We start from the raw sequence: 21,584 nt of genomic DNA, 5'->3' as shown, positions 1-21,584 counted from the left end.
CGCCCGTTCAGGGCCGCGGCGCATGCCGCCGCGCCATGAAGGCGAGCCGCTCGAACAGCATCACGTCCTGCTCGTTCTTCAGCAGAGCACCGTGCAGCGGCGGGATCGCCTTGGTCGGGTCGCGCTGCTGCAGCACCTCGAGCGGCAGGTCCTCGTGCATCAGCAGCCGGAGCCAGTCGAGCAGCTCGCTGGTCGACGGTTTCTTCTTGATCCCGGGCACCTCGCGCACCTCGTAGAACAGGTCGAGCGCGCGGCTGACCAAGGCGGTCTGGATGCCGGGGAAGTGGACGTCGACGATCGCCTGCATCGTCGCCCGATCGGGAAAGCGAATGTAGTGGAAGAAGCAGCGACGAAGGAAGGCGTCGGGCAGCTCCTTCTCGTTGTTCGAGGTGATCACCACGATAGGGCGCTGGGCGGCGCGCACGGTCTGTCCGGTCTCATAGACGTGGAACTCCATGCGATCGAGTTCCTGCAACAGGTCGTTGGGGAACTCGATGTCGGCCTTGTCGATCTCGTCGATCAGCAGCACCGCGGGCGTGTCGCGCTCGAATGCCTCCCACAATTTGCCGCGGCGGATGTAATTGGCGATGTCGTTGACCCGCGGGTCGCCGAGCTGGCCATCGCGCAGCCGCGCCACCGCGTCATAGTCGTAGAGGCCCTGCTGCGCCTTGGTGGTCGACTTCACCGTCCACTCGATGAGCGGATAGCCGGTCGCGCGCGCGATCTCGTGCGCGAGCACGGTCTTGCCCGTGCCGGGCTCACCCTTGACCAGCAGCGGGCGCCGCAGCCGCACCGCGGCGTTGACCGCCACCTTCAGATCATCGGTGGCGACATAGTCGCCGGTGCCCTCGAAGCGTTCCATTCGCGCCGTCATGCGGTGCCCAACGGCGGCTGGCAAGCCGGCTCAGCCGCCCCGTGCGGCGGCGCGCGACTCGAGCAGCTGCCACAGCCCACGATGCTGCGTGAGCAACTGCTCGGCGCCGAAGGTGAGCGCGCGCACCCGCGCCGGCGCCAGGGTCAGGCCGTGCAGCATCGCGACCGCCTCATCGCGCGCGGCCGCGAAGCTGGATGTGGCCTCCTCGCCGAGCCGTACCGCGCAGCGCTCGAGCAGGCCTCTGATCGCGACCCAGTCGAGCACGAAGGCGGCGGCGGCGCCGGTGGCACAGCCGAGCCGGTCCGAGCGCGCCAGCAGCGCCAGCGTGTCGCGCTGCTGCAGGATCGCGGCGGCCGCACTCGCCTGACCCGGCGTCGAAGGCAGCGGGCCTGCCGCGGCGGCGAGGCGTACCAGCAGGGCGCGTTCTGCCGCCATCACGCTCGCGGCGCGCGCGAGCCACGCCGGCGCGAGCGTGTCGGCGCCGTGCGCGGTGGCGTGATCGACCATGCCGGGAAAGGTGCCGTGGACGACGCACAGAGCGTGGATCGCGTCGGCGAGGTCGCGCAACGGCACATTCGGGTCGGCGAGGTCCTGGGCGTGACGCGACGCGGCGGTGCCGTCGCGCGCGACCATCGCGAGGATCAGGTCGGCCGGACCGTCCTCGGGGCGCTGACTCGCGTCCGCCATGTTTCTTGCCTCCACGCTATCGCGGCGCGCCTCGGCCGCGCGCTGCGAGCTAGCTGATCGACGTAAAGGTGCGGTTTACGCGGGTCGCCGAACCACCGCCGCGACCACCTCCTCGGCTCGTCCATTGACCCGGATCGGCCAGAAACTGAGCGCGACGTCCAGCTCTTCGCCATCGCTGGTCAGCAATGCCGCTTTCACCACTTCGCCGATCTCGCCCCCGCTGGCGCGTTCGAGCGATTCGCCGACCGCCGGCCGGTCGGTCGCGGCCACCAGGGCAAGGAAGCGCGTGCCGGCGAGGAGGGGAAGGGGCGTCTCCAGCAGTTCCGCCAGGGCGGGTCGAGGCGCGACGAGATAGCCGCGAAGGCTTATCCGCGCGAGTGCGGCAAGTCCCGTGGTCTCGACGGCCGCGATGATCGAGTCCCGCGCCGCCACGGCGGCCTGCGTCTCCGTCGCCGCGGTCTCGTCCTCGATCCGCAGCAGGCACCCGTCGGGCAGCGGCTCCACCGTCACGCCCAGCGTGCGCCCGGACGCACGATCCGCCGCCACCGTCACGCGCTCGCGCGCGGCACCGTCGAGCACGCGCCGCACCGCTGCGGCGAGCGTGCCGCCGTCGCGCTGCGACAGCGCCATAACGCCGGCATGCGTCGTGACCCGATCGCCGAAGCGCGCGCGCGCGGCCGTGTTGGCGCGCGCGATCAGCCCCTCGCCATCGAGCAGCAGCAGCGGCAGATCGAGCGCATCGAGAATGGGATCGAGCAGTGCCGCGGCGGGTTGCTCCGATTGGCCGCCCCCGCCGAGCGTCGCCGCGAGCTCTACGCCGACAAGGATCAAGCGCGGACGCCCGTGGTGGAGCACATAGACCGGCGCGCGCGCGGCACGCTCCTGCCACTCGCCGAAATGCCGGACCAGCGTCGAAGCCGTGACGTGAAGCCGCGGAGCGTCGCGGCCGGATGCCGGGTCGATCATATGCAATTAATTGATGTTATTCACATCTTTGTGAATTGATCGCCATCAATCATGAGTAAAAACAGCCGCGACGATCGAGCGACCGTCGCGGCTGATCAAGGTCAAGCAGTCCTGCGCGCCCCTGCGCCGGCAATCACTGGTCCAGGAAGGACCGCATCTTGCGGCTGCGGCTCGGGTGCTTGAGCTTGCGGAGCGCCTTGGCCTCGATCTGACGGATGCGCTCGCGCGTCACCGAGAACTGCTGGCCGACCTCCTCCAGCGTGTGATCGGTGTTCATGCCGATACCGAAGCGCATGCGCAGCACGCGCTCCTCGCGCGGGGTGAGCGACGCGAGCACGCGCGTCACCGTCTCCTTGAGGTTGGCCTGGATCGCGGCGTCGACCGGGATCACCGCGTTCTTGTCCTCGATGAAGTCGCCGAGGTGCGAATCCTCCTCGTCACCGATCGGCGTCTCGAGACTGATCGGCTCCTTGGCGATCTTCATCACCTTGCGCACCTTCTCGAGCGGCATGCTCAGGCGCTCCGCCATTTCCTCGGGCGTGGGCTCGCGGCCCTGCTCGTGGAGGAACTGGCGGCTGGTGCGGACCAGCTTGTTGATCGTCTCGATCATATGGACCGGGATGCGGATGGTGCGCGCCTGATCCGCGATCGAGCGCGTGATCGCCTGGCGGATCCACCAAGTCGCATAGGTGCTGAACTTGTAGCCGCGGCGGTACTCGAACTTGTCCACCGCCTTCATCAGGCCGATGTTGCCCTCCTGGATGAGATCCAGGAACTGCAGGCCGCGGTTGGTGTACTTCTTGGCGATCGAGATCACGAGGCGGAGATTGGCCTCGACCATCTCCTTCTTGGCGATCCTAGCCTCGCGCTCGCCCTTCTGCACCATGTTGACGATGCGGCGGAACTCGGCGAGCGCCATGCCGGTCTGCTGGCTGATCTCGCTGATCTCGGTGCGGATGCGATCGATCGCGGGCGCCTCGTTGGTGGCGAAGGCGGCCCATTTCTTGTCGCGCCCGCGCACCGCGTCGAGGAAGCCTTCGTCGAGCTCGTGGCCCATATATTGGTCGAGGAAGTCCTTGCGGTTCACCTTGTGCCGCTCGGCCAGCCGCAGCATCTGCCCGCCCAGCGCGGTGAGGCGCCGGTTGTAGCTGTAAAGCTGGTCGACCAGATACTCGATCTTGCTCTGGTGGAACTGCACGCTCTCCACCTCCGCGGTGAGGTCCTCGCGCAGCTTCTGGTACTTGCGCTCCTGCGCGTCCGAGAGGTCCGCGCCCGACGCCATCGCGTCGAGCCGGCTCTCCTGCATCTTGGAGAAGTTGCGGTAGATCGCGGTGATGTTGGCGAACTTCTCAAGCGCGAGCGGCTTGAGCGTCTCCTCCATCTGGGCGAGGCTGAGCGTGTTATCCTCTTCCTCATCGTCGGACGGCCGCGGCGCGCGGCGCTCGGTCATGTCGTCCTCGTCGTCGGCGGGGGCCTCCTCTGGCTCCTCTTCCTCCTTGAACGACGGGCCGGTGCTCGACTCGCTGATCTCGCCGCTGTCGTCCTCGGCGCCCTCGACCTGCTCGGCCGACGGTCCCTTGGACAGCATCGCGTCGAGATCGACGATCTCGCGCAGCTGCATCGTGCCCTCGTTGAGCGCGGTCGACCAGTCGATGATGGCGTTGAAGGTGATCGGGCTCTCGCAGAGCCCGAGGATCATCGTGTCGCGCCCCGCCTCGATGCGCTTGGCGATCGCGATCTCGCCCTCGCGGCTGAGCAGCTCCACCGCGCCCATCTCGCGCAGGTACATCCGCACCGGGTCGTCGGTGCGGTCGATCGTCTCTTTCTTCTTCGCCTCGGGGGCCGGGGCGGTGCCGTCGGACTCGGACTCATTGTCGACCGGCTCGGCCTCGTCGTCGTCGGCGCGCTCCTCCGGCTCGCCGTCCTCGCCGGCTTCCTCGTTCTCGACGATGTTGACGCCCATCTCGTTGAGCGCGGACATGACGTCCTCGAGCTGGTCCGAGGACATCTGATCCTGCGGCAGCGCCTCGTTGAGCTGGTCGTAGGTGATGTAGCCGCGCTTCTTGGCGCGCGCGATCAGCTTCTTGACGCTCGCGTCGTTCAGATCGATCAGCGGAGCGTCGGCCACTTCCGCGCCCTCGTCACCACCGCCACCGTTCATCTTCGCCATCAATCGTCCTCAAGTCCGAGCGCGCGGGCGTCTTCGTTTGCCTGCACCAGATTTGCAAGTCGCTCATCCAGCGCGCGTTGTTCATTCACCAAGGCCACTTGTCGTTCGAACGCCTCGGCGGTGAAGCGCGCCTTCATCGCGGAAGTTGCTTCCGCCAGCGCAGCGTCGACCTCCGGCCGGGCGACCAGGATCGCGATCGCCTCGTCGAGGTCGTCGCGCGCCTGCTTCTCGTCGGCGCCGGCGCGCGTGAACGAATAGGGCATCGTATCGGCTCTCAAGAGGTCGTGCGCGACCGTATCGAAACCGGATCGCGCCAATATGGTGACCAGCCGCCCGCTATCAAGCGGATCGCCGCGACGATCCTCCAGCGCGACATCCACCACCGCCTCGAACAAGCGCCCGAGCGCTCCCTCGGCGAGGCGCAAGCCGCCGAGCACTTCCATGTGGCGCGCGATCTCGGCGGGATGACGGATCAGCCCGGCGAGCACCGCCTTGGCGAGCACGCGGTCGATCCCGCCCGCGGCGCCGACGCGCTTGGCGTCCTCGGTGACGGGCGGGGGCGGGGGCGTCCACTTCTGCCCGGGGCGGCGCTGCGCCATCGGGTAGAAGGGCGTGCGCTGCTGGAACGGCTGGCGATTGCGCGCGAACTGCTCGTCGAAGCGGTGGCGGAACTCGGCCTGATATTCGGCGCGGACGCTCGGATCGGTGATCGACTGGACGAGCTCGCCGAGACGGCGCTTGAAGCCGGCGCGCTGCTCGGGCGTGGTCAGCGGCTCGGCGGCGAGCTCGTGCTGCCACAGCCGATCGACCAGCGGCTGCGCGCTCCGTACCAGCGGCTCGAACGCGCCCGGCCCCTGCGCGCGCATCAGGTCGTCGGGGTCCTGCCCCTCAGGCAGGGTCACGAAGGCGAGGCTGCGCCCCGGCGCGAGCAGCGGCAGCGCGCGCTGCGCCGCACGGATCGCGGCCTTCTGCCCGGCCGCGTCGCCGTCGAGGCAGACATAGGGCACGTCGACGACGCGCCACAGCCGCTCGAGCTGCGCCTCGGTCAGCGCGGTGCCGAGCGGCGCCACCGCCTCGCCGATGCCGTGCTGCGCCAGCGCGACCGCGTCCATATAGCCCTCGACCACGAACAGCCGCTCGGCCTTGCGCGCGGCCGCGGCGGCGCGGTCGAGGTTGTAGAGCGTGCGGCCCTTGTCGAAGAGCGGCGTGTCGGGCGAGTTGAGGTACTTGGGCTCGCCCTCGCCGATGATGCGCCCGCCGAAGGCGATGACGCGCCCGCGCGGGTCGCGGATCGGGATCATCAGCCGGCCGCGGAACCGGTCATAGGGCTCCTTGCCCTCGACCTGGATCAGCAGCCCCGCCTCGATCAGCATGGGGTCGCCGAAATCCTTCAGCGCCGCGCGAAGCCGGGTGCGCGAGTCGGGTGCATAGCCGAAGCCGAAGCTGCGCTGCGTCGTCGCGCTCACGCCGCGCCGGTCGAGCAACGCGCGCGCCGCGGCGCCCTCGCTGCCGCCGAGCTGCTGGGTGAAGAAGTCCGCGGCGGCCTGCATCACGTCGTGGAGCGACTTGGCACGCTCGGCGCGCTCGGCCGACTGGCGGTCCTGCGCGGGCATCTCCATCCCCGCCGCGGCGGCGAGTTCCTTGACCGCGTCGATGAAGGGGAGGCCCTGGTGATCGGTCAGCCAGCGGATCGCGTCGCCGTGCGCCGAGCAGCCGAAGCAGTGATAGAAGCCCTTGTCGTCATTGACGTAGAAGCTGGGCGTCTTCTCGTTGTGAAACGGGCAGCAGCCCTTCGACTCGCGCCCGGCGCGGGTGAGCTTGACCGTCTTGCCGACCAGCGCGGTGAGCGAGGTGCGCGCGCGCAGCTCGTCGAGGAAGGCGGGGGTGAGACTCACCTCCGCATTATACCCCTTATGACGTGGGATCGCGCAGGGAGCAATGTGTCGCGGTGGGACGAGGTGTTTTCACCCGTTCGGTCGTCATCCCGGAACGCTCTTCATCGTCATCGCGGACTTGTTCCGGGATCCACTGTTCCGCGGGAGCGACGCTTTCCGGAAGTTCGGCTCGGTGGATCCCGGAACAAGTCCGGGATGACGGAAAGGGTGAGGGGGCGGGCAGGGCGAAGCGCTCGCGGCCCCTCTGCCCCTCTGCCCCTCCGCGTCCCCGCGCGAAGCCTCACCCCGCCCCCGGCCTCACCCCGCCAGCGCCGCCTTCACCAGCGCGCTCGCCTTGCTCATGTCGAGCGTGCTGGCGTGGCGCGCCTTCAGCTCGGCCATCACGCGGCCCATGTCCTTCATCCCGCCCGCGCCCAGCTCGGCCTTGATCGACTCGATCGCGGCGCGCGTCTCGTCCTCGTCCATCTGCTGCGGCAGGAAGCGCTCGATCACCGTCACCTCGGCCTGTTCCGCCGCGGCCAGCTCGGGGCGGCCGCCCTGCTCGTACATCGCGATCGACTCGCGGCGCTGCTTGACCATCTTCTGCAGCACCTCGACCACCACCGCGTCGTCGTCCGCCGGTGTCGCGCCGGTGCGCAGTTCGATGTCGCGATTCTTCACCGCCGCCTGGATCAGCCCGATGGTGGCGCGCGCCTCCTTGTCGCCCGCCTTCATCGCCGCGATCTGCGCGGCCTTGATGTCGTCCCGAATCATACCCGTGTCCTTAACCGATTGACGCGTCCGGCGCGCGTCTCTAGCGGGCGGGGCTTAGCGACATCGCCGATCCACACAAGGAGTGCCCGCCTGCCATGGCCGACGCCACGTTTCCGCACGCGCCCAGACCGGATGGAGCGACGGGCGTCCTCGTCCTCGCCAGCGGCGAGGTGGCGTGGGGCCGCGGCTTCGGCGCGACCGGCCAGGCGGTGGGCGAGGTGTGCTTCCACACCGCCATGACGGGTTATCAGGAGATCATGACTGACCCGAGCTTCGCCGGTCAGATCATCACCTTTACCTTCCCGCATATCGGCAACGTCGGGGCGAACCCCGACGACGTCGAGGCCGACAACCCGCACGCGCTCGGCATGATCGTGCGCGAGGATCCGACCGCGCCGAGCAACTTCCGCGCGATGGAAAATCTCGCCGGCTGGATGGAGCGGCACGCGCGCATCGGGCTGGCGGGCGTGGACACGCGCGCGCTGACGCGCCGCATCCGCGGCGGCGGGGCCCCGACCGGCGTGGTGGCGCACGCGCCCGACGGGCAGTTCGATCTCGACCTCCTGCTCAAGCTGGCGCGCGGCTGGCCCGGGCTGGAGGGGATGGACCTCGCCAAGGATGTCACGCGCGAGACGCATGGCAGCTGGGAGGGCGGCATCTGGCGGCTCGGCTTCGGCTATGACGGCGGTGGCAAGGGCGCGCGGCCGCACGTGGTCGCGGTGGATTACGGCAGCAAGTTCAACATCTTCCGCAATCTCGTTCAGGCCGGGGCGAAGGTGTCGGTGGTACCCGCGACCGCGACCTTCGACGAGATCATGGCGCTCGCGCCCGATGGCATCTTCCTCTCCAACGGCCCCGGCGATCCCGCCGCGACCGGCGAATACGCCGTGCCGGTGATCCGCCAGCTCCTCGGCACGGGCAAGCCGCTGTTCGGCATCTGCCTTGGCCACCAGCTGCTCGCGCTGGCGGTGGGGGCGCGGACGACCAAGATGTTTCAGGGCCACCGCGGCGCCAACCACCCGGTCAAGCGGCTCAGCGACGGCGCGGTCGAGATCACCAGCATGAACCACGGCTTCGCGGTGGAGCGCGAGACGCTGCCCGCCAACGCGCGCGAGACGCACGTGTCGCTGTTCGACGGGTCGAACGCGGGGATAGAGCTGACCGACCGGCCGGCGTTCAGCGTGCAATATCACCCCGAGGCGAGCCCCGGGCCGCAGGACAGCCTGTACCTGTTCGAGCGGTTCGTGGGAGCGCTGCGCGCGGGCTGACGCCGCGACGCGACGACATAGCGGGCGAGCGGCGGTGCCCGTGCCCGAAACAAAGAAGCCTTGAAGGCAGGACCTGACGCATGCCCAAACGCACCGACATCTCCTCGATCCTCGTCATCGGCGCGGGGCCGATCATCATCGGCCAGGCGTGCGAGTTCGACTATTCCGGCACGCAGGCCATCAAGGCGCTCAAGGAAGAGGGCTATCGCATCGTCCTGGTCAACTCGAACCCGGCGACGATCATGACCGATCCCGAGCTCGCCGACGCCACCTACGTCGAGCCGATCACCCCCGAGGTGGTCGCCACGATCATCGCCAAGGAGCGCCCCGACGCGGTGCTCCCGACGATGGGGGGCCAGACCGCGCTCAACACCGCGCTGGCGCTGTTCCGCGACGGCACGCTGGCAAAATACGGCGTCCAGATGATCGGCGCCGACGCAGAGGCGATCGACAAGGCCGAGGACCGGCTCAAGTTCCGCGACGCGATGGACAAGATCGGGCTGGAGAGCGCGCGCAGCCATATCGCCCACACCGAGGCCGAGGCGCTCGCCGGGCTCGACAAGGTCGGGCTGCCCGCGATCATCCGCCCCAGCTTCACGCTCGGCGGCACGGGCGGCGGCGTCGCCTACAATCGCGAGGAGTTCCTCGAGATCGTCCGTAAGGGGCTCGACGCCTCACCCACCACCGAGGTGCTGATCGAGGAATCGCTGCTCGGCTGGAAGGAATATGAGATGGAGGTGGTCCGCGACCGCGCGGACAATTGCATCATCATCTGCTCGATCGAGAACATCGATCCGATGGGCGTCCATACTGGCGACTCCATCACCGTCGCGCCGGCGCTGACGCTGACCGACAAGGAATATCAGATCATGCGCAACGCCAGCATCGCGGTGCTGCGCGAGATCGGCGTCGAGACCGGCGGCTCCAACGTCCAGTTCGCGGTCAACCCCAAGGACGGGCGGCTCATCGTCATCGAGATGAACCCGCGCGTGTCGCGCTCCTCGGCGCTGGCGAGCAAGGCGACCGGCTTCCCGATCGCCAAGGTCGCCGCCAAGCTGGCGGTGGGCTACACGCTCGACGAGATCGAGAACGACATCACCGGTGCCACCCCGGCCTCGTTCGAGCCGACGATCGACTATGTCGTCACCAAGATCCCGCGCTTCGCCTTCGAGAAGTTCAAGGGTGCGCAGGCGACGCTCGGCACCGCGATGAAGTCGGTCGGCGAGGTCATGGCGATCGGACGCAACATCCACGAGTCGATGCAGAAGGCGCTGCGGGGGCTGGAGACCGGCCTGTCGGGCTTCGATCAGGTCGAGCGGCTCGTCGGCGCGCCGCGCGCCGAGATCGAGGCCGCGCTCGCCGCGCCGACGCCCGACCGGCTGCTCGTCGCCGCCCAGGCGCTGCGCGAGGGCTTCACCGTCGCGGAGGTGCACGCCATCGCCAAGTACGACCCCTGGTTCCTCGAGCGGATCGCCGAGATCGTCGCCGCCGAGGCCGAGGTGATGGCGAACGGCCTGCCGATCGACGCGCCGGGCATGCGCCGGCTCAAGGCGATGGGCTTCTCCGACAAGCGGCTCGCCTGGCTCGCGCTCCAGTCGGCCAACCTGCGCGGCATGGAGCGCGGCATCGCGCGCGGCTCGGGGCTGATCCACGAGGCCGTCAAGGCGATGACCGGCGGCGTGACCGAGGCGGAGGTGCGCCAGCACCGCATCAAGCTGGGTGTCCGCCCGGTGTTCAAGCGCATTGACACCTGCGCCGCCGAGTTCGAGGCCAAGACGCCGTACATGTACTCCACTTACGAGGCGCCGATGTTCGGCGAGCCCGAGAACGAGGCGCAGCCGAGCGACCGGCGCAAGATCGTGATCCTGGGCGGCGGACCGAACCGGATCGGGCAGGGGATCGAATTCGACTATTGCTGCTGCCACGCCTGCTTCGCGCTAGCGGACCAAGGCTATGAGACCATCATGGTCAACTGCAACCCGGAGACGGTGAGCACCGATTATGACACCTCGGACCGGCTCTATTTCGAGCCGCTCACCGCCGAGGACGTGCTCGAGATCCTCCACGTCGAGCAGCAGTCGGGCGAACTGGTCGGCGTGATCGTCCAGTTCGGCGGCCAGACCCCGCTCAACCTCGCGCGCGCGCTGGAGCAGGCGGGCATCCCGATCCTCGGCACCTCGCCCGACGCGATCGACCTCGCCGAGGACCGCGAGCGCTTCGCCGCTCTGGTCAACCGGCTCAAGTTGCTTCAGCCCGCCAACGGCATCGCGCGCAGCCGCGAGGAGGCGCTCAACGTCGCCAACCGCATCGGCTACCCGGTGCTGATGCGGCCGAGCTACGTGCTCGGCGGGCGCGCGATGGAGATCGTCGACAGCGACCAGCAGCTCGAGGACTACATCCAGACCGCGGTGCAGGTGTCCGGCGACGCCCCGGTGCTGATCGACCAATATCTGCGCGACGCGGTCGAGGTCGACGTCGACGCGATCTGCGATGGCGATCAGGTGGTCGTCGCGGGCGTGCTCCAGCATATCGAGGAGGCGGGGGTCCATTCGGGCGACAGCGCCTGCTCGATCCCTCCCTATTCGCTCGCGCCCGAGATCGTCGCCGAGATCGAGCGCCAGGCAGAAGCGTTGGCCAACGGCCTCTCCGTGCGCGGGCTGATGAACATCCAGTTCGCGGTCAAGGACGGGCTGGTCTATCTCATCGAGGTCAACCCGCGCGCCAGCCGCACCGTGCCCTTCGTCGCGAAGGCGATCGGCGCGCCGATCGCCAAGATCGCGGCGCGCGTGATGGCGGGCGAGAAGCTCGCCGATCTGCCCGCGATCGATCGCGACATCGATTATTTCGCGGTGAAAGAAGCGGTGTTCCCGTTCAGCCGCTTCCCCGGGATCGACCCGGTGCTGTCGCCCGAGATGAAGAGCACCGGCGAGGTGATGGGGATCGACCGCGACTTCACCACCGCCTTCGCCAAGTCGCAGCTCGGCGCGGGCACGATACTGCCCAGCGGGGGCGCGGTGTTCGTCAGCGTGAAGCAGGGCGACAAGGAGGCGATCGTCCCCGCGGTGCGCGCGCTGGTCGAGGCCGGCTTCGCCATCGTCGCCACCACTGGCACCGCGGACCACCTCGAGCGCGCGGGGCTGCCGGTGGAGCGGATCAACAAGGTGGCGCAGGGCCGGCCGCACATCGTCGACCGCATCAAGGACGGCAAGATCGACCTGATCTTCAATACCACCGAAGGATGGCAGAGCCTCAAGGACTCGCAGCCGATCCGCGCCTCGGCGGTCAACGGCAAGATACCCTATTTCACTACCGCCTCGGCGGCGGTGCAGGCCGCGGCGGCGATCCGCGCCGGTGTGGCGGGCAATTCCGGGGGCAAGCTTGAAGTGCGTCCGCTGCAGGCCTATTATTCGCAGCCGCACAACTGATCCCCAGACAATCCGGATGGTGCGGGCGGTCGCGACGACGCGGCCGCTCGGGGGGTGTTATTCGAAGGATAGACGATGGCGACGGTCGAGAAGATGCCGATGCTGCAAGAGGGCTATGAGAAGCTGAACGCTGATCTCAAGCGCCTCAAGACCGAGCGGCCGCAGATCGTCGACGCGATCGAGGAAGCCCGCGCCCACGGCGACCTGTCGGAGAACGCGGAATATCATGCCGCCAAGGAGCGCCAGGGCCAGATCGAGGCGTCGATCGCCGACATCGAGGACAAGCTCAGCCGCGCGCAGATCATCGACCCGCGCGACCTGTCGGGCGACAAGATCGTGTTCGGTGCCACGGTCACGCTGATCGACGAGGACGACAAGCCGGTACGCTACCAGATCGTCGGCCAGACCGAGGCCGACGCCAAGACCGGCCGCATCAGCTACAACTCGCCGCTCGGCCGCGCGCTGATCGGGCGCAGCGTCGACGACGAGGTCGAGGTCGCGGTGCCGGCGGGAGACCGTTACTATGTGGTCTCGAAGATCGAGTTCATCTGAGGCACTTCTAGCACTGCTTTGCACTCAACACTGCTCGCCCTCCCTGTTCCCCGGCGAAAGCCGGGGCCTAGATGGGGGACGCCGATGAGTATCACGACAGCCTTCGCGACCGGACCCCGGCTTTCGCCGGGGAACAGCTTTTGTACGAAGGCCGCGATACCTGGCGTGGGCGCCCTCAGCCCAGCCGGCGCGCCACGGCGACGAACTCCGCCACACTGACCGTCTCCGGGCGCCGCGTCGGGTCGATCCCTTCCGCCTCGACCGCGGCGATCGCGCCGGGCACGCCGCGCAGGCTCTGCCGCAGCATCTTGCGCCGCTGCCCGAACGCCGCCGCGGTCAGCCGCTCGAGCGTCTCCAGCCGCACGCCGTCCGGCGCCTCTCCCGGCACGATATGGACAACCGCCGACATCACCTTGGGCGGCGGGGTGAAGGCCGAGCGATGCACCGGCATGGCGATCCGCGCGCTCGCGCGCCACTGCGCGAGCACCGCGAGCCGACCATAAGCGTCGCCGCCGACCGGCGCGACGATCCGCTCCGCCACTTCGCGCTGGAACATCAGCGTCAGCGACTGCCACCACGGTCGCCACTCGGCCGAGAGCCAGCCGACCAGCAGAGCGGTGCCGACGTTGTAGGGCAGGTTGGAGACGATGTGCGGCGCGCTGGTGAACAGCGCGCGCGCGTCGATCGCGGTGGCGTCGCCTTCGATCACCACGAGCCGCCCCGGAAAGGCCCCGCCCAGCTCAGCCAGCGCTGGGATGCAGCGGCGATCGCGCTCGATCGCGGTGACGCGCGCCCCCGCGGCGAGCAGCGCGCGAGTCAGACCGCCCGGGCCGGGACCGACCTCGAGCACCTCCGCGCCGGCGAGATCGCCGGGAACGCGCGCGATGCGGGCGAGCAGCTGCGAGTCGAACAGGAAGTTCTGCCCCAGCGCCTTGGACGCATTCAGTCCATAGCGCGCGATGACGTCGCGTAGCGGCGGCAGCGTCGCCGGCGCTGGACCGTCACTCACGCCGGTGCTGCGCAGAGCGCGCGCTGGCGGGCCGCGGCGTCTGCCATGGCGATCGCGGCGATCGTCGCGCCGGGGTGTGCCACGCCCGTGCCGGCGATACCGAAGGCGGTGCCGTGATCGGGCGAGGTGCGCACGATCGGCAGCCCCAGCGTGATGTTAACGCCATCGTCGAAGTGGAGCGTCTTGAGCGGCACCAGCGCCTGGTCGTGGTAGCAGCACAAGGCCGCGTCATACTGCTCCCGCGCGCGCGCGTGGAACATCGTGTCGGCGGGGAAGGGGCCGCGCGCATCGATGCCCTCGGCGACGAGCTGCTCGATCGCCGGGCGGATCACGTCGATCTCCTCGCGCCCCATCGTACCCTCCTCCCCCGCGTGTGGGTTGAAGCCCGCGAAGGCGAGCCGCGGCGCGGCGATCCCGAAGTTGCGCGTCAGCCCGCGCGCGGTCACGCGTGCCTTGGCGACGATCAGCTCGACGCTCAGCAGCCCCGACACGGAAGCGAGCGCGACGTGGGTGGTGATCGGCACCACGCGCAGCCCCGGACCAGCCAGCATCATCACCGCGTTGTCGCGCGCGATGCCGCAGCGCTCGGCGACGAACTCGGTCTGGCCCGGATGCGTGAAGCCGACGCCATAGAGCTGCGACTTGGACACCGGTCCGGTCACCAGGGCGCGGCCGGCGCCCGAGCGTACCAGCCCGGCGGCGAGCTCCAGTGCGTGGAGCGCGCAGCGCGCGCCGTCGGCATCTGGTTGCCCCGGCACGATCTCGCCCGCGTCCTGCACGGTGAGGACGGGCAAGGCCTCGGCGAAGACGCGGTCCACCACGGCAAGGTCGCTCACCGGCGCGATCGGTCCGTCCCATACGCGTGCCACCGCTCGCCCGTCGCCGACCGCGACGAACGGCGGCAGCGCGCGGGCCTCGCGTTCCATCCACGCCTTGGCGATCGTCTCCGGCCCGATCCCCGCGGGATCCCCCATCGAGATGACGATCGGCTGGGTCACGCGGCGGCCCTCAGCGATACTCGATCACCGCGTCGCGGCGCAGATCGCGGAGTGCCTGCTGTGCGCGCAGGTTGACGCGCTGCTGCTCGAGCTGGTTCTGCACCTGCTGCGCGCCGGGCAGCTGCCCGCCCTGCGCCTCGTCGCGCCCGCACAGCACCAGCGTGCGCACGCCCTCGGTCGGCGAACCGAACGGTGGGGTGGCCTGACCGACCTGAAGGTTGACCATGATGTTCTGCAGCTGCGGCGGCAGGTCGCGGATGCGGATCGCGTCGTTGTTGACCACCTCAGCGTTGAGGGTCGCGGCGACCTTGTCGACCGAGCCGCAGCCCTGCAGCTTCTGGATCGCCTCGGCGAAGGCGGAGGTGCGCGCGGTCGCCTGCGCCTGGGTGGTGCCGCTGGGAAACTTGATCGTCAGCTGCTTCAGGCTGAGCCGCGAGTCGCGCGGATCGGCGCTGCCGACGCGACGCTTGTCGACGAGGTAGAGGATCGAGAAGCCGCCGGGCGTGGCCACCGGACCGGCGACCTGACCGACCTGCATCGTCGTCGCGGTCTGAGCCAGCGCATCGGGCAGCTGCGCGGCGCGCACCCAGCCGAGATCGCCGCCGACGCCGCGGGTCGAGGCCTCGGAGAAGTTGCGCGCGAAATAAGCGAAGGGTGCCTTGCCTTGGCCGATCTCGGCGATCAGCTGGCGCGCGTTGGTGAACACCTGCTCCTGCCGGTCGGGCGTCGCGCCGAGATAGATCTCGTTGAGGTGGAACTCTTCCGTGCCCTTGGCCGCCTCGAGCCGGTCAAGGATCGCCTTCACCTCCTCGTCACCGACGTTGACGAACGGCTCGACCCGCTTGCTGAGATAGCGGCTCCACGCCAGCTCGCCCTCGATCTGGCGGCGGATCGAGCGGTCGGACGAGCCGTTCTCGCGGAGGAAGGCGGCGAACTGCTCGGGGGTCTTGCCGAAGTTGCGGGCGACGCGGGCGAAGCTCTGGTCGATCTGGTCCTTGGTGATGGTGACGTCGGCGGTCTTGGCCTGCTGGATCTCCAGCGTCTCGTCGATCAGCTGGCGCAACACCTGGAGCTGGAGCCGGTCGCGCTCCTGATCGGACAGTTTGACGTTGTTGGCGGCGGCGATCAGCGCGACGCGCTGGTCGACGTCGGTGCGCGTGATCACCGCCTCGTTAACGATCGCGGTCGCCTTGCGGACGTTGGGGTCGACGTTGCCGAACACCTGAAGGTTGGCGGGCAGGCCGAGCCCGGTCGGGTCGACGCCCTGCGCCTCCTGCTCGGCGCCGTCCTGGTCCGCGGCGGTCTGCGCGATCGCCACGCCGGCCGTCCCCACCATCAGCAGCGCCGCCAGCAACCGGCGGGTCAGCGTCGCGCGCCTCGTCTTGATCATCACGTTTGTCTCGAAATCCCTATCGCGTCGCCGCACGTCGATCGCGTCCACCACGGCTCCCGGACAAGGGCCGCAGCGGCCGTTCCTGCCCGGAGCGAACTGAACAGGGGCTTAGCGGCCGAGGTTCTTGAAGGAAAGCGTCAACAGGTAACTGTCGCCGCGACGGGCATCGCCGACGGTGCGATAGTCGCGCTTCCACGTCAGGCCCAGTTCGAGACAATCGTCCTGATAGGCCACGCCGAGCCGGTGGCGGATCGGGGTAAAGCCGTCGGCCTGCGACAGCGGGTCCTCGGCGCGGTCGGTGAGGTCGACCACCGCGGAGCCCCACAGCGACCAAAAGCGCGCGAACGCGACGCGCCCGCCGGCGCGGACTTCCTCACGGTCCTGCAGATCCTCCAGCTCGGTGATGTCGCGGTTCAGGCGGAGATAGCCGACGCTGGCGTAGGTGCGGCGCGAGCCCACCGTGGCGTCGAGCTCGTTGCGGCGCACCGCGAAGTTGTCCTTGTCGAGCCGGTAGCGGTGCGTGAGCGTGACGAACTCGCCGATCCGCACGTTGGTGCGGCCGACGATGTCGGAGAAGCGGTCCGACAGGCCGGTGCCATCGGGGAGGATGCTCGGTCGCGAGTTGAGGCGATAGCTCTGCCCGACGTTGGTGGTGATCGCGACGCCGGGCAGGTCGAGCGACCAGTCCGCGCCGTAGGTCACGCGGCTCGAATCCTCCCACCGGTCGTAGCCGGGGAAGCGGTTGAGCGCGAAGAGGTTGGAATCCTCGAGATCGACCGCGCGCGCGTCCTCGTTGGGCACCTGGATGTTGCGCGTGCGCGGCGTGGCGACAACCTGGACCCGCGGCGAGAAGCGCTGCAACCCGCCGAACAGCTCGCCGACGAAGGGCCAGCGCACGTCCGCCGCGAGCGCACCGATCGCGCGCGTCTGGAAACCCTCGACGCCGCGATACTGGTCGACCGCGGTGGCGACGGTGTCGTCCGAGTTATAGGCGTCGCCGCGGGCATAAGCGGTCAGCGTGACTTCCTGGCCCGCGACGGTGACGCCACGCCAGTCCCAGCGCGCGCTGGCGAAGGCGCGCTGCGTATCCTGGCCTGCCTTGCGCCCGACCGCGAGCGTGTTGAACTGGAGCTGGAGCACGCCGCCGAGCGGCGCGTCGGTGATGCGGCGGCGATAGTCCAGCTCGGGCAGCGCCACCGGTTGCATGCCCTGGCGATCGCCGACCCGCAGCGTCTGGACCGCCCAGCCGGCGAGCGAGAAATAGCTGTCGGTGTCGATCCGCTCGAGCGCGATCGTGGTGCGCAGCCGGTCGTCGTTGGAGATGTCGTAGCGGCGCAGAAAGGTGCGGTCGGTCACGATCCGCATCGAGCCCGAGATGCTCCAGTTGGGATCGAGCTGGAAGCGTCCACTGCCGTCGAGATAGCCGCGGAAGGCGCGAGTCGTGTCCGAGACGAAGCCGCTCGAGAGGTCGTCGCTGCGCCGGCTGCTGGTGGCATAGCCCGCGATCGAATAGGCGCCGAGCTCGTTGACCGCGCTGTAGCGCGCCTCGAGCATCGGCACCTCGGAGGAGAAGAGGTGCGGCGCGATGACGAGCGAGCGGCTGGGGCCGAGCGCGAAGTTGAACGGCAGCACCAGCTCGGCGCCGTTGAGGCGGGTCAGACCGATTGAGGGCGTGAGCAGGCCACTGTCGTTGCTCTGCGCGATCGAGTGGCTGAAGCGCGGCAGCGAGGGGCTGGTCAGGCCGAAGAGGTGGAAGCGCGCGCCCTCGTATGAGACGCGCTGCCGGTCGGCGTCATAGGTCACCTTGACGGCGGTGATCTTCCACGCGGGTTCCTTGGGGCAGCCGTCCGAATCGGTCACCGCGCAGGGAGAATAGACGGCGTGGTCCAGATTGTAGATGCCGCTTGGCTCGCGCGTCCCGCGCACCGCGGCGAGCCGGCCGCCCTGTTCGAGCACCACCAGCAGGTTGTCGACCATGCCGTCGCGCAGCGTGTCGGTCAGCTCGATCGAATCGCCGTAGGCGATGTCGCCCTCGGGATCGGTCACCGCGACATTGCCGGTCGCCACCACCTTGCCGGTCTTGCGATTCCATACCACCCGCTCGGCGCGCAGCCGGTCGGCGCCGCGCGTCATCCGTACCTCGCCGGTGGCGGTGACGATGTCGGCCTCGGTGTCATATTCGAGCGCGGCGGCGCTGAACTGGACCTGCTCTGTCTCGGTCGCTGCGGCCGGGGCGGGGGTTGAGGCGGCGGGCATCGCCGGCGCGACCGGTGCGCCGGGTGCCTGCGCCGCGGCCGGGACAGCGGCGAGCAGCCACAGCGCGCCGCCGGCGAGAAGATCGTTACGCGTCACGTCGCTTCCGTTGCACCCCCGCGCGCGCGGCCGGGATGGCGACGGCGCAACGCCGCCCTATCGCATCGCACAGGCGCGGCTGCAACGCTTTGCCAGTTCACGCGCTCGGCCCTATTCAACGCGCATGATCGAGAAGGACAGTCGCATGAAGATCGCGTTCGCCGCCACCCGCCCCGACACCGCCTCCATCGCGGGCGAGGTGCTGGCGCTGCCGGTACAGAAGGGCGGCGGCACCGCCGGGCTGGTCGAGGGCGGCGACGCGCTGCTCGCCGCGGCGGCCGCGGGGCAGCGGTTCGACGGCGAGGCGGGCGGCGTCGCCGAGCTGTTCGTCCCTGCCGAGGGCGGCGGGCGACGCGTGCTGCTGCTCGGGGTCGGCGCGGGTGACGATGCCGCTTATGAGCGCGCCGGCGGCGCCCTGACCGCGCGGCTGCTCACTAGCGGCGTCACCGCCGCGGTGGCCGACCTTAGCGCCGCGGCGCCGCTGGCGGCGGCGCGCTTCGCCGCGGGTGCGGCGCAGCGCGCCTGGCGCTTCGACGAATATCGCACCAAGCTCGCCGACAAACAGAGGCCCACGCTGGCCTCGCTCACCGTGGTGGGTAGCGACGCGGCGTGGCGCGACCGCGCCGCGGTGACCGACGGCGTCGCGCTCGCCCGCCTGCTCGCCACGCTGCCGCCCAACATCCTCTACCCCGAGACGTTCGTCGAGCGCGTGCTCGCCGCGGTGGACGGACTGGGGCTGGAGACGACGGTGCTGACCGAGGCGGAGATGAGCGAGCTCGGCATGGGCGCGCTGCTCGGCGTCAGCCAGGGCTCGCGTCGCGACGCACGCATCCTCGCGCTGCGCTGGACCGGCGCGGGCGGGGGCGCGCCGCTCACCGCGCTCGTCGGCAAGGGGGTGACGTTCGACACCGGCGGCATCTCGATCAAGCCGGCGGCGGGGATGGAGGACATGAAGTGGGACATGGGGGGCGCCGCGGCGGTGGCGGGCGCGATGCTCGCGCTGGCGAAGCGCGGCGCCAAGGCCAATGTCATCGGCGTGATGGGGCTGGTCGAGAACATGCCCGACGGCAACGCGCAGCGACCGGGCGATGTCGTCACCACCATGTCGGGTCAGACCGTAGAGGTGATCAACACCGACGCGGAAGGGCGGCTGGTGCTGTGCGACTGCCTCACCTGGGTGCAGCGCGAGCACAAGCCGACGCGGATCGTCGACCTCGCGACGCTGACCGGCGCGATGATCGTCAGCCTCGGCAACGAATATGGCGGTCTCTTCAGCAACGACGATGCGCTGGCCGACGCGCTGCTCGCCGCCGGGCGTGCCTCGGGCGATCAGCTCTGGCGCTTCCCGCTCGCGGACGCCTACGACCGGCTGATCGACTCGCCGATCGCGGACGTGAAGAACGTCGGCCCGCGCGGCGCCGGCTCGATCACCGCGGCGCAGTTCCTCCAGCGCTTCGTCGACGCGGGCGTCGCCTGGGCGCATCTCGACATCGCTGGCATGGTCTGGGCCGACAAGGACGGGCCGACCTGGGCCAAGGGCGCGACCGGCTATGGCGTGCGCGTGCTCGACCGCTTCGTCGCGGACGCCTGTGAGGCGTGAGCGCGGTGGCGGGCGGCCCGAGCGAGCGGACGGTGCAGGTGGACTTCTACCACCTGACCCGCATGCCGCTCGAGCGCGCGCTGCCGCAGGTGGCGGAGAAAGTGGTGGCGAACGGCGCGCGGCTGCTGATCGTCGCCGCCGAGGAGGAGCAGCGGTTGGCGCTCGACCGGCTGCTGTGGAGCTACACGCCCGTCAGCTTCCTGCCGCACGCGCGGTTGGGCGAAGGTGACGATCAGCGCCAGCCGGTGCTGATTGCGGAGTCGCTCGATGCCGCCAACGGCGCGCGCCACGTCGCACTGGTGGACGGCGCGTGGCGCGACGACGCGCTCGACTTCGACCGCGTGTTCCACTTCTTCGCCGAGGATCAGATCGCGCCCGCGCGCGCGGCCTGGAAAGCGCTGGCGGAGCGTCCCGGTGTGGCGCGGCGCTATTGGAAACAGAACGAGAGCGGGCGCTGGGAGCAGGCGGCGTAGCGCTTGCCTCGCGCCGCGCCCCCGCCTAGGGGAGCGCCACTTCCCTTATCTAAAAGCAGGAGCCCGTGACCGTCATGGCCGCGAACCGTACCTTCTCGATCATCAAGCCCGACGCGACGCGTCGCAACCTGACCGGCGCCGTCACCAAGATGCTGGAGGAAGCGGGGCTCCGCGTCGTCGCGTCCAAGCGCATCCGGATGACCAAGGAGCAGGCCGAGGGCTTCTACGCCGTCCATAAGGAGCGGCCGTTCTTCGGTGACCTGGTCAGCTTCATGATCTCGGGTCCGGTGGTCGTCCAGGTGCTCGAGGGCGAGAACGCGGTGCAGCGCAACCGCGACATCATGGGCGCGACCAACCCCGAGAACGCCGCCCCGGGCACGATCCGCAAGGAGCTGGCGGAGTCGATCGAGGCGAACTCGGTACATGGTTCGGACTCGGACGAGAATGCCGCGATCGAGATCGCGTACTTCTTCAAGCCCGAAGAGATCGTCGGCTGAGATGACGGTGCCGGCGTGGCGACTGCGTCGCGCCAGCGCCGTGGACTCGGACGCGCTCGCGCTGGTCGCGGGCGCGACCTTCCTCGAGGCGTTCGCGGGCGTGCTCGACGGCGCCGACATCGTCGCCCACGTCGGGCGCAACAGCAGTGCGGCGGCGTTCGCGCGCTATCTGGTCGAGGGCGGGATCGCGACGCTGGCCGAGGTCGAGCCGGGCGCCGCGCCGGTGGGCTACACGTTGCTCACCGAACCCGACCTGCCAGTGGTGCCGAAGCCGGGTGATATCGAGCTCAAGCGAATCTACGCGCTGGCACCGTATCACGGCACTGGATTGGGCGCGGCACTGATCGCGCGTGCGCTCGACGACGCGCGCAAAGCGGGACGCGGCCGTGTGCTGCTCGGCGTGTACGGCGGCAACCGGCGCGCGCATCGCTTCTACGAGAAGCACGGTTTCGCAGTGATAGGCGAACGGCGTTTCCTCGTCGGCGCGACCTGGCACGACGATCGCGTCTACGGGCGGGCGGTGTAGAGCGCGTTTCTCCCTACACAACGCCGTGATCGCTGGCGTCACCCCTTTCATGGCGTCATCAAGTCAGTTGTGACGCGGGGTGTGGGAGGTCGCGGAGGCGCGCGTTGGCGATGGTGACGATCTTTCGCATGACGGCGGCGAGGGCG

General features: G+C 69.5%; 17 protein-coding genes. 7 read left to right on the top strand and 10 right to left on the bottom strand.

Annotated elements, in window-relative coordinates; all coding sequences use genetic code 11:
• Nucleotides 1–7: 7 nt before the first annotated feature.
• From FHY03_RS18605 to FHY03_RS18580, 6 genes are all read right to left on the bottom strand, one after another.
• Complete coding sequence (locus FHY03_RS18605) at nucleotides 8–862, bottom strand: MoxR family ATPase (protein WP_183932023.1); 855 nt, start codon at nucleotides 860–862, stop codon at nucleotides 8–10.
• A 42-nt stretch (nucleotides 863–904) separates the two neighbouring features.
• Nucleotides 905–1,561, bottom strand: a complete 657-nt coding sequence (locus tag FHY03_RS18600; protein ID WP_183932022.1) for a DUF6975 family protein — start codon at nucleotides 1,559–1,561, stop codon at nucleotides 905–907.
• Nucleotides 1,562–1,636: 75 nt separating this feature from the next.
• Nucleotides 1,637–2,527 (bottom strand): PAS domain-containing protein, encoded by an 891-nt coding sequence (locus tag FHY03_RS18595; RefSeq protein WP_183932021.1) that lies wholly within the window; start codon nucleotides 2,525–2,527, stop codon nucleotides 1,637–1,639.
• Between the two features lie 133 nt (nucleotides 2,528–2,660).
• A complete protein-coding gene (rpoD, locus tag FHY03_RS18590; RefSeq protein ID WP_183920322.1) occupies nucleotides 2,661–4,697 on the bottom strand; it encodes an RNA polymerase sigma factor RpoD in 2,037 nt (678 codons plus the stop codon).
• Nucleotides 4,697–6,592 carry a DNA primase gene (gene dnaG / locus FHY03_RS18585; RefSeq protein ID WP_183932020.1) on the bottom strand — a complete coding sequence of 632 codons (1,896 nt, stop codon included), beginning with the start codon at nucleotides 6,590–6,592 and terminating at the stop codon, nucleotides 4,697–4,699. Before dnaG ends, rpoD begins: the two co-directional genes overlap by 1 nt.
• A gap of 297 nt (nucleotides 6,593–6,889) precedes the next feature.
• Complete coding sequence (locus FHY03_RS18580) at nucleotides 6,890–7,345, bottom strand: GatB/YqeY domain-containing protein (RefSeq protein WP_183920326.1); 456 nt, start codon at nucleotides 7,343–7,345, stop codon at nucleotides 6,890–6,892.
• Nucleotides 7,346–7,440: 95 nt separating this feature from the next.
• Between FHY03_RS18580 and carA the strand changes: the two genes are divergently transcribed.
• The 3 genes from carA to greA all read left to right on the top strand — a co-directional run bounded on the left by carA (nucleotide 7,441) and on the right by greA (nucleotide 12,590).
• Nucleotides 7,441–8,613 (top strand): glutamine-hydrolyzing carbamoyl-phosphate synthase small subunit, encoded by a 1,173-nt coding sequence (carA, locus tag FHY03_RS18575; RefSeq protein WP_183932019.1) that lies wholly within the window; start codon nucleotides 7,441–7,443, stop codon nucleotides 8,611–8,613.
• 80 nt (nucleotides 8,614–8,693) lie between these two features.
• The gene (carB, locus tag FHY03_RS18570; RefSeq protein ID WP_183932018.1) at nucleotides 8,694–12,038 is read left to right on the top strand and encodes a carbamoyl-phosphate synthase large subunit; all 3,345 of its coding nucleotides are present in this window, start codon (nucleotides 8,694–8,696) and stop codon (nucleotides 12,036–12,038) included.
• 75 nt (nucleotides 12,039–12,113) lie between these two features.
• Nucleotides 12,114–12,590, top strand: a complete 477-nt coding sequence (gene greA / locus FHY03_RS18565) for a transcription elongation factor GreA (RefSeq protein WP_132907901.1) — start codon at nucleotides 12,114–12,116, stop codon at nucleotides 12,588–12,590.
• A 175-nt stretch (nucleotides 12,591–12,765) separates the two neighbouring features.
• Here the strand turns inward: greA and rsmA are convergent, their stop codons facing one another.
• The 4 genes from rsmA to FHY03_RS18545 form a co-directional block, all read right to left on the bottom strand.
• Nucleotides 12,766–13,599 carry a 16S rRNA (adenine(1518)-N(6)/adenine(1519)-N(6))-dimethyltransferase RsmA gene (gene rsmA, locus FHY03_RS18560; RefSeq protein ID WP_183932017.1) on the bottom strand — a complete coding sequence of 278 codons (834 nt, stop codon included), beginning with the start codon at nucleotides 13,597–13,599 and terminating at the stop codon, nucleotides 12,766–12,768.
• Entirely contained in the window at nucleotides 13,596–14,573 is a 978-nt protein-coding gene (gene pdxA, locus FHY03_RS18555) for a 4-hydroxythreonine-4-phosphate dehydrogenase PdxA (RefSeq protein WP_221190349.1), read from the bottom strand. The genes rsmA and pdxA overlap by 4 nt, the downstream gene beginning before the upstream one ends.
• Nucleotides 14,574–14,607: 34 nt before the next feature.
• Nucleotides 14,608–15,987, bottom strand: a complete 1,380-nt coding sequence (locus FHY03_RS18550; RefSeq protein WP_183920336.1) for a peptidylprolyl isomerase — start codon at nucleotides 15,985–15,987, stop codon at nucleotides 14,608–14,610.
• Nucleotides 15,988–16,098: 111 nt separating this feature from the next.
• Nucleotides 16,099–18,342 (bottom strand): LPS assembly protein LptD, encoded by a 2,244-nt coding sequence (locus FHY03_RS18545; protein ID WP_311722321.1) that lies wholly within the window; start codon nucleotides 18,340–18,342, stop codon nucleotides 16,099–16,101.
• Nucleotides 18,343–18,487: 145 nt separating this feature from the next.
• Between FHY03_RS18545 and FHY03_RS18540 the strand changes: the two genes are divergently transcribed.
• The 4 genes from FHY03_RS18540 to FHY03_RS18525 all read left to right on the top strand — a co-directional run bounded on the left by FHY03_RS18540 (nucleotide 18,488) and on the right by FHY03_RS18525 (nucleotide 21,438).
• The gene (locus FHY03_RS18540) at nucleotides 18,488–19,942 is read left to right on the top strand and encodes a leucyl aminopeptidase (protein ID WP_183932015.1); all 1,455 of its coding nucleotides are present in this window, start codon (nucleotides 18,488–18,490) and stop codon (nucleotides 19,940–19,942) included.
• A 32-nt stretch (nucleotides 19,943–19,974) separates the two neighbouring features.
• Complete coding sequence (locus FHY03_RS18535) at nucleotides 19,975–20,415, top strand: DNA polymerase III subunit chi (protein WP_183921407.1); 441 nt, start codon at nucleotides 19,975–19,977, stop codon at nucleotides 20,413–20,415.
• A 74-nt stretch (nucleotides 20,416–20,489) separates the two neighbouring features.
• Complete coding sequence (gene ndk / locus FHY03_RS18530; RefSeq protein ID WP_183932014.1) at nucleotides 20,490–20,912, top strand: nucleoside-diphosphate kinase; 423 nt, start codon at nucleotides 20,490–20,492, stop codon at nucleotides 20,910–20,912.
• 1 nt (nucleotide 20,913) lies between these two features.
• Nucleotides 20,914–21,438: a GNAT family N-acetyltransferase gene (locus FHY03_RS18525; protein WP_183932013.1), complete on the top strand. Its 525-nt coding sequence runs from the start codon at nucleotides 20,914–20,916 to the stop codon at nucleotides 21,436–21,438.
• The last annotated feature ends 146 nt before the right edge of the window (nucleotides 21,439–21,584 follow it).

The organism is Sphingomonas sp. BK345 (assembly GCF_014193845.1).
In the GTDB taxonomy this organism is placed as follows: Bacteria; Pseudomonadota; Alphaproteobacteria; order Sphingomonadales; family Sphingomonadaceae; genus Sphingomonas.
The sequence above is the reverse complement of the archived record's forward strand: the minus strand, read 5'-3'. Positions and strand labels throughout refer to the sequence as shown.

Excerpts from the sequence above, each read along its gene's own strand:
- FHY03_RS18605 (WP_183932023.1), bottom strand. The coding sequence starts at position 862 with ATGGAACGCTTCGAGGGCACCGGCGACTATGTCGCCACCGATGATCTG.
- FHY03_RS18600 (WP_183932022.1), bottom strand. The coding sequence starts at position 1,561 with ATGGCGGACGCGAGTCAGCGCCCCGAGGACGGTCCGGCCGACCTGATC.
- FHY03_RS18595 (WP_183932021.1), bottom strand. The coding sequence starts at position 2,527 with ATGATCGACCCGGCATCCGGCCGCGACGCTCCGCGGCTTCACGTCACG.
- rpoD (WP_183920322.1), bottom strand. The coding sequence starts at position 4,697 with ATGGCGAAGATGAACGGTGGCGGTGGTGACGAGGGCGCGGAAGTGGCC.
- FHY03_RS18580 (WP_183920326.1), bottom strand. The coding sequence starts at position 7,345 with ATGATTCGGGACGACATCAAGGCCGCGCAGATCGCGGCGATGAAGGCG.
- carA (WP_183932019.1), top strand. The coding sequence starts at position 7,441 with ATGGCCGACGCCACGTTTCCGCACGCGCCCAGACCGGATGGAGCGACG.
- carB (WP_183932018.1), top strand. The coding sequence starts at position 8,694 with ATGCCCAAACGCACCGACATCTCCTCGATCCTCGTCATCGGCGCGGGG.
- greA (WP_132907901.1), top strand. The coding sequence starts at position 12,114 with ATGGCGACGGTCGAGAAGATGCCGATGCTGCAAGAGGGCTATGAGAAG.
- pdxA (WP_221190349.1), bottom strand. The coding sequence starts at position 14,573 with ATGGGGGATCCCGCGGGGATCGGGCCGGAGACGATCGCCAAGGCGTGG.
- FHY03_RS18550 (WP_183920336.1), bottom strand. The coding sequence starts at position 15,987 with ATGATCAAGACGAGGCGCGCGACGCTGACCCGCCGGTTGCTGGCGGCG.
- FHY03_RS18540 (WP_183932015.1), top strand. The coding sequence starts at position 18,488 with ATGAAGATCGCGTTCGCCGCCACCCGCCCCGACACCGCCTCCATCGCG.
- ndk (WP_183932014.1), top strand. The coding sequence starts at position 20,490 with ATGGCCGCGAACCGTACCTTCTCGATCATCAAGCCCGACGCGACGCGT.
- FHY03_RS18525 (WP_183932013.1), top strand. The coding sequence starts at position 20,914 with ATGACGGTGCCGGCGTGGCGACTGCGTCGCGCCAGCGCCGTGGACTCG.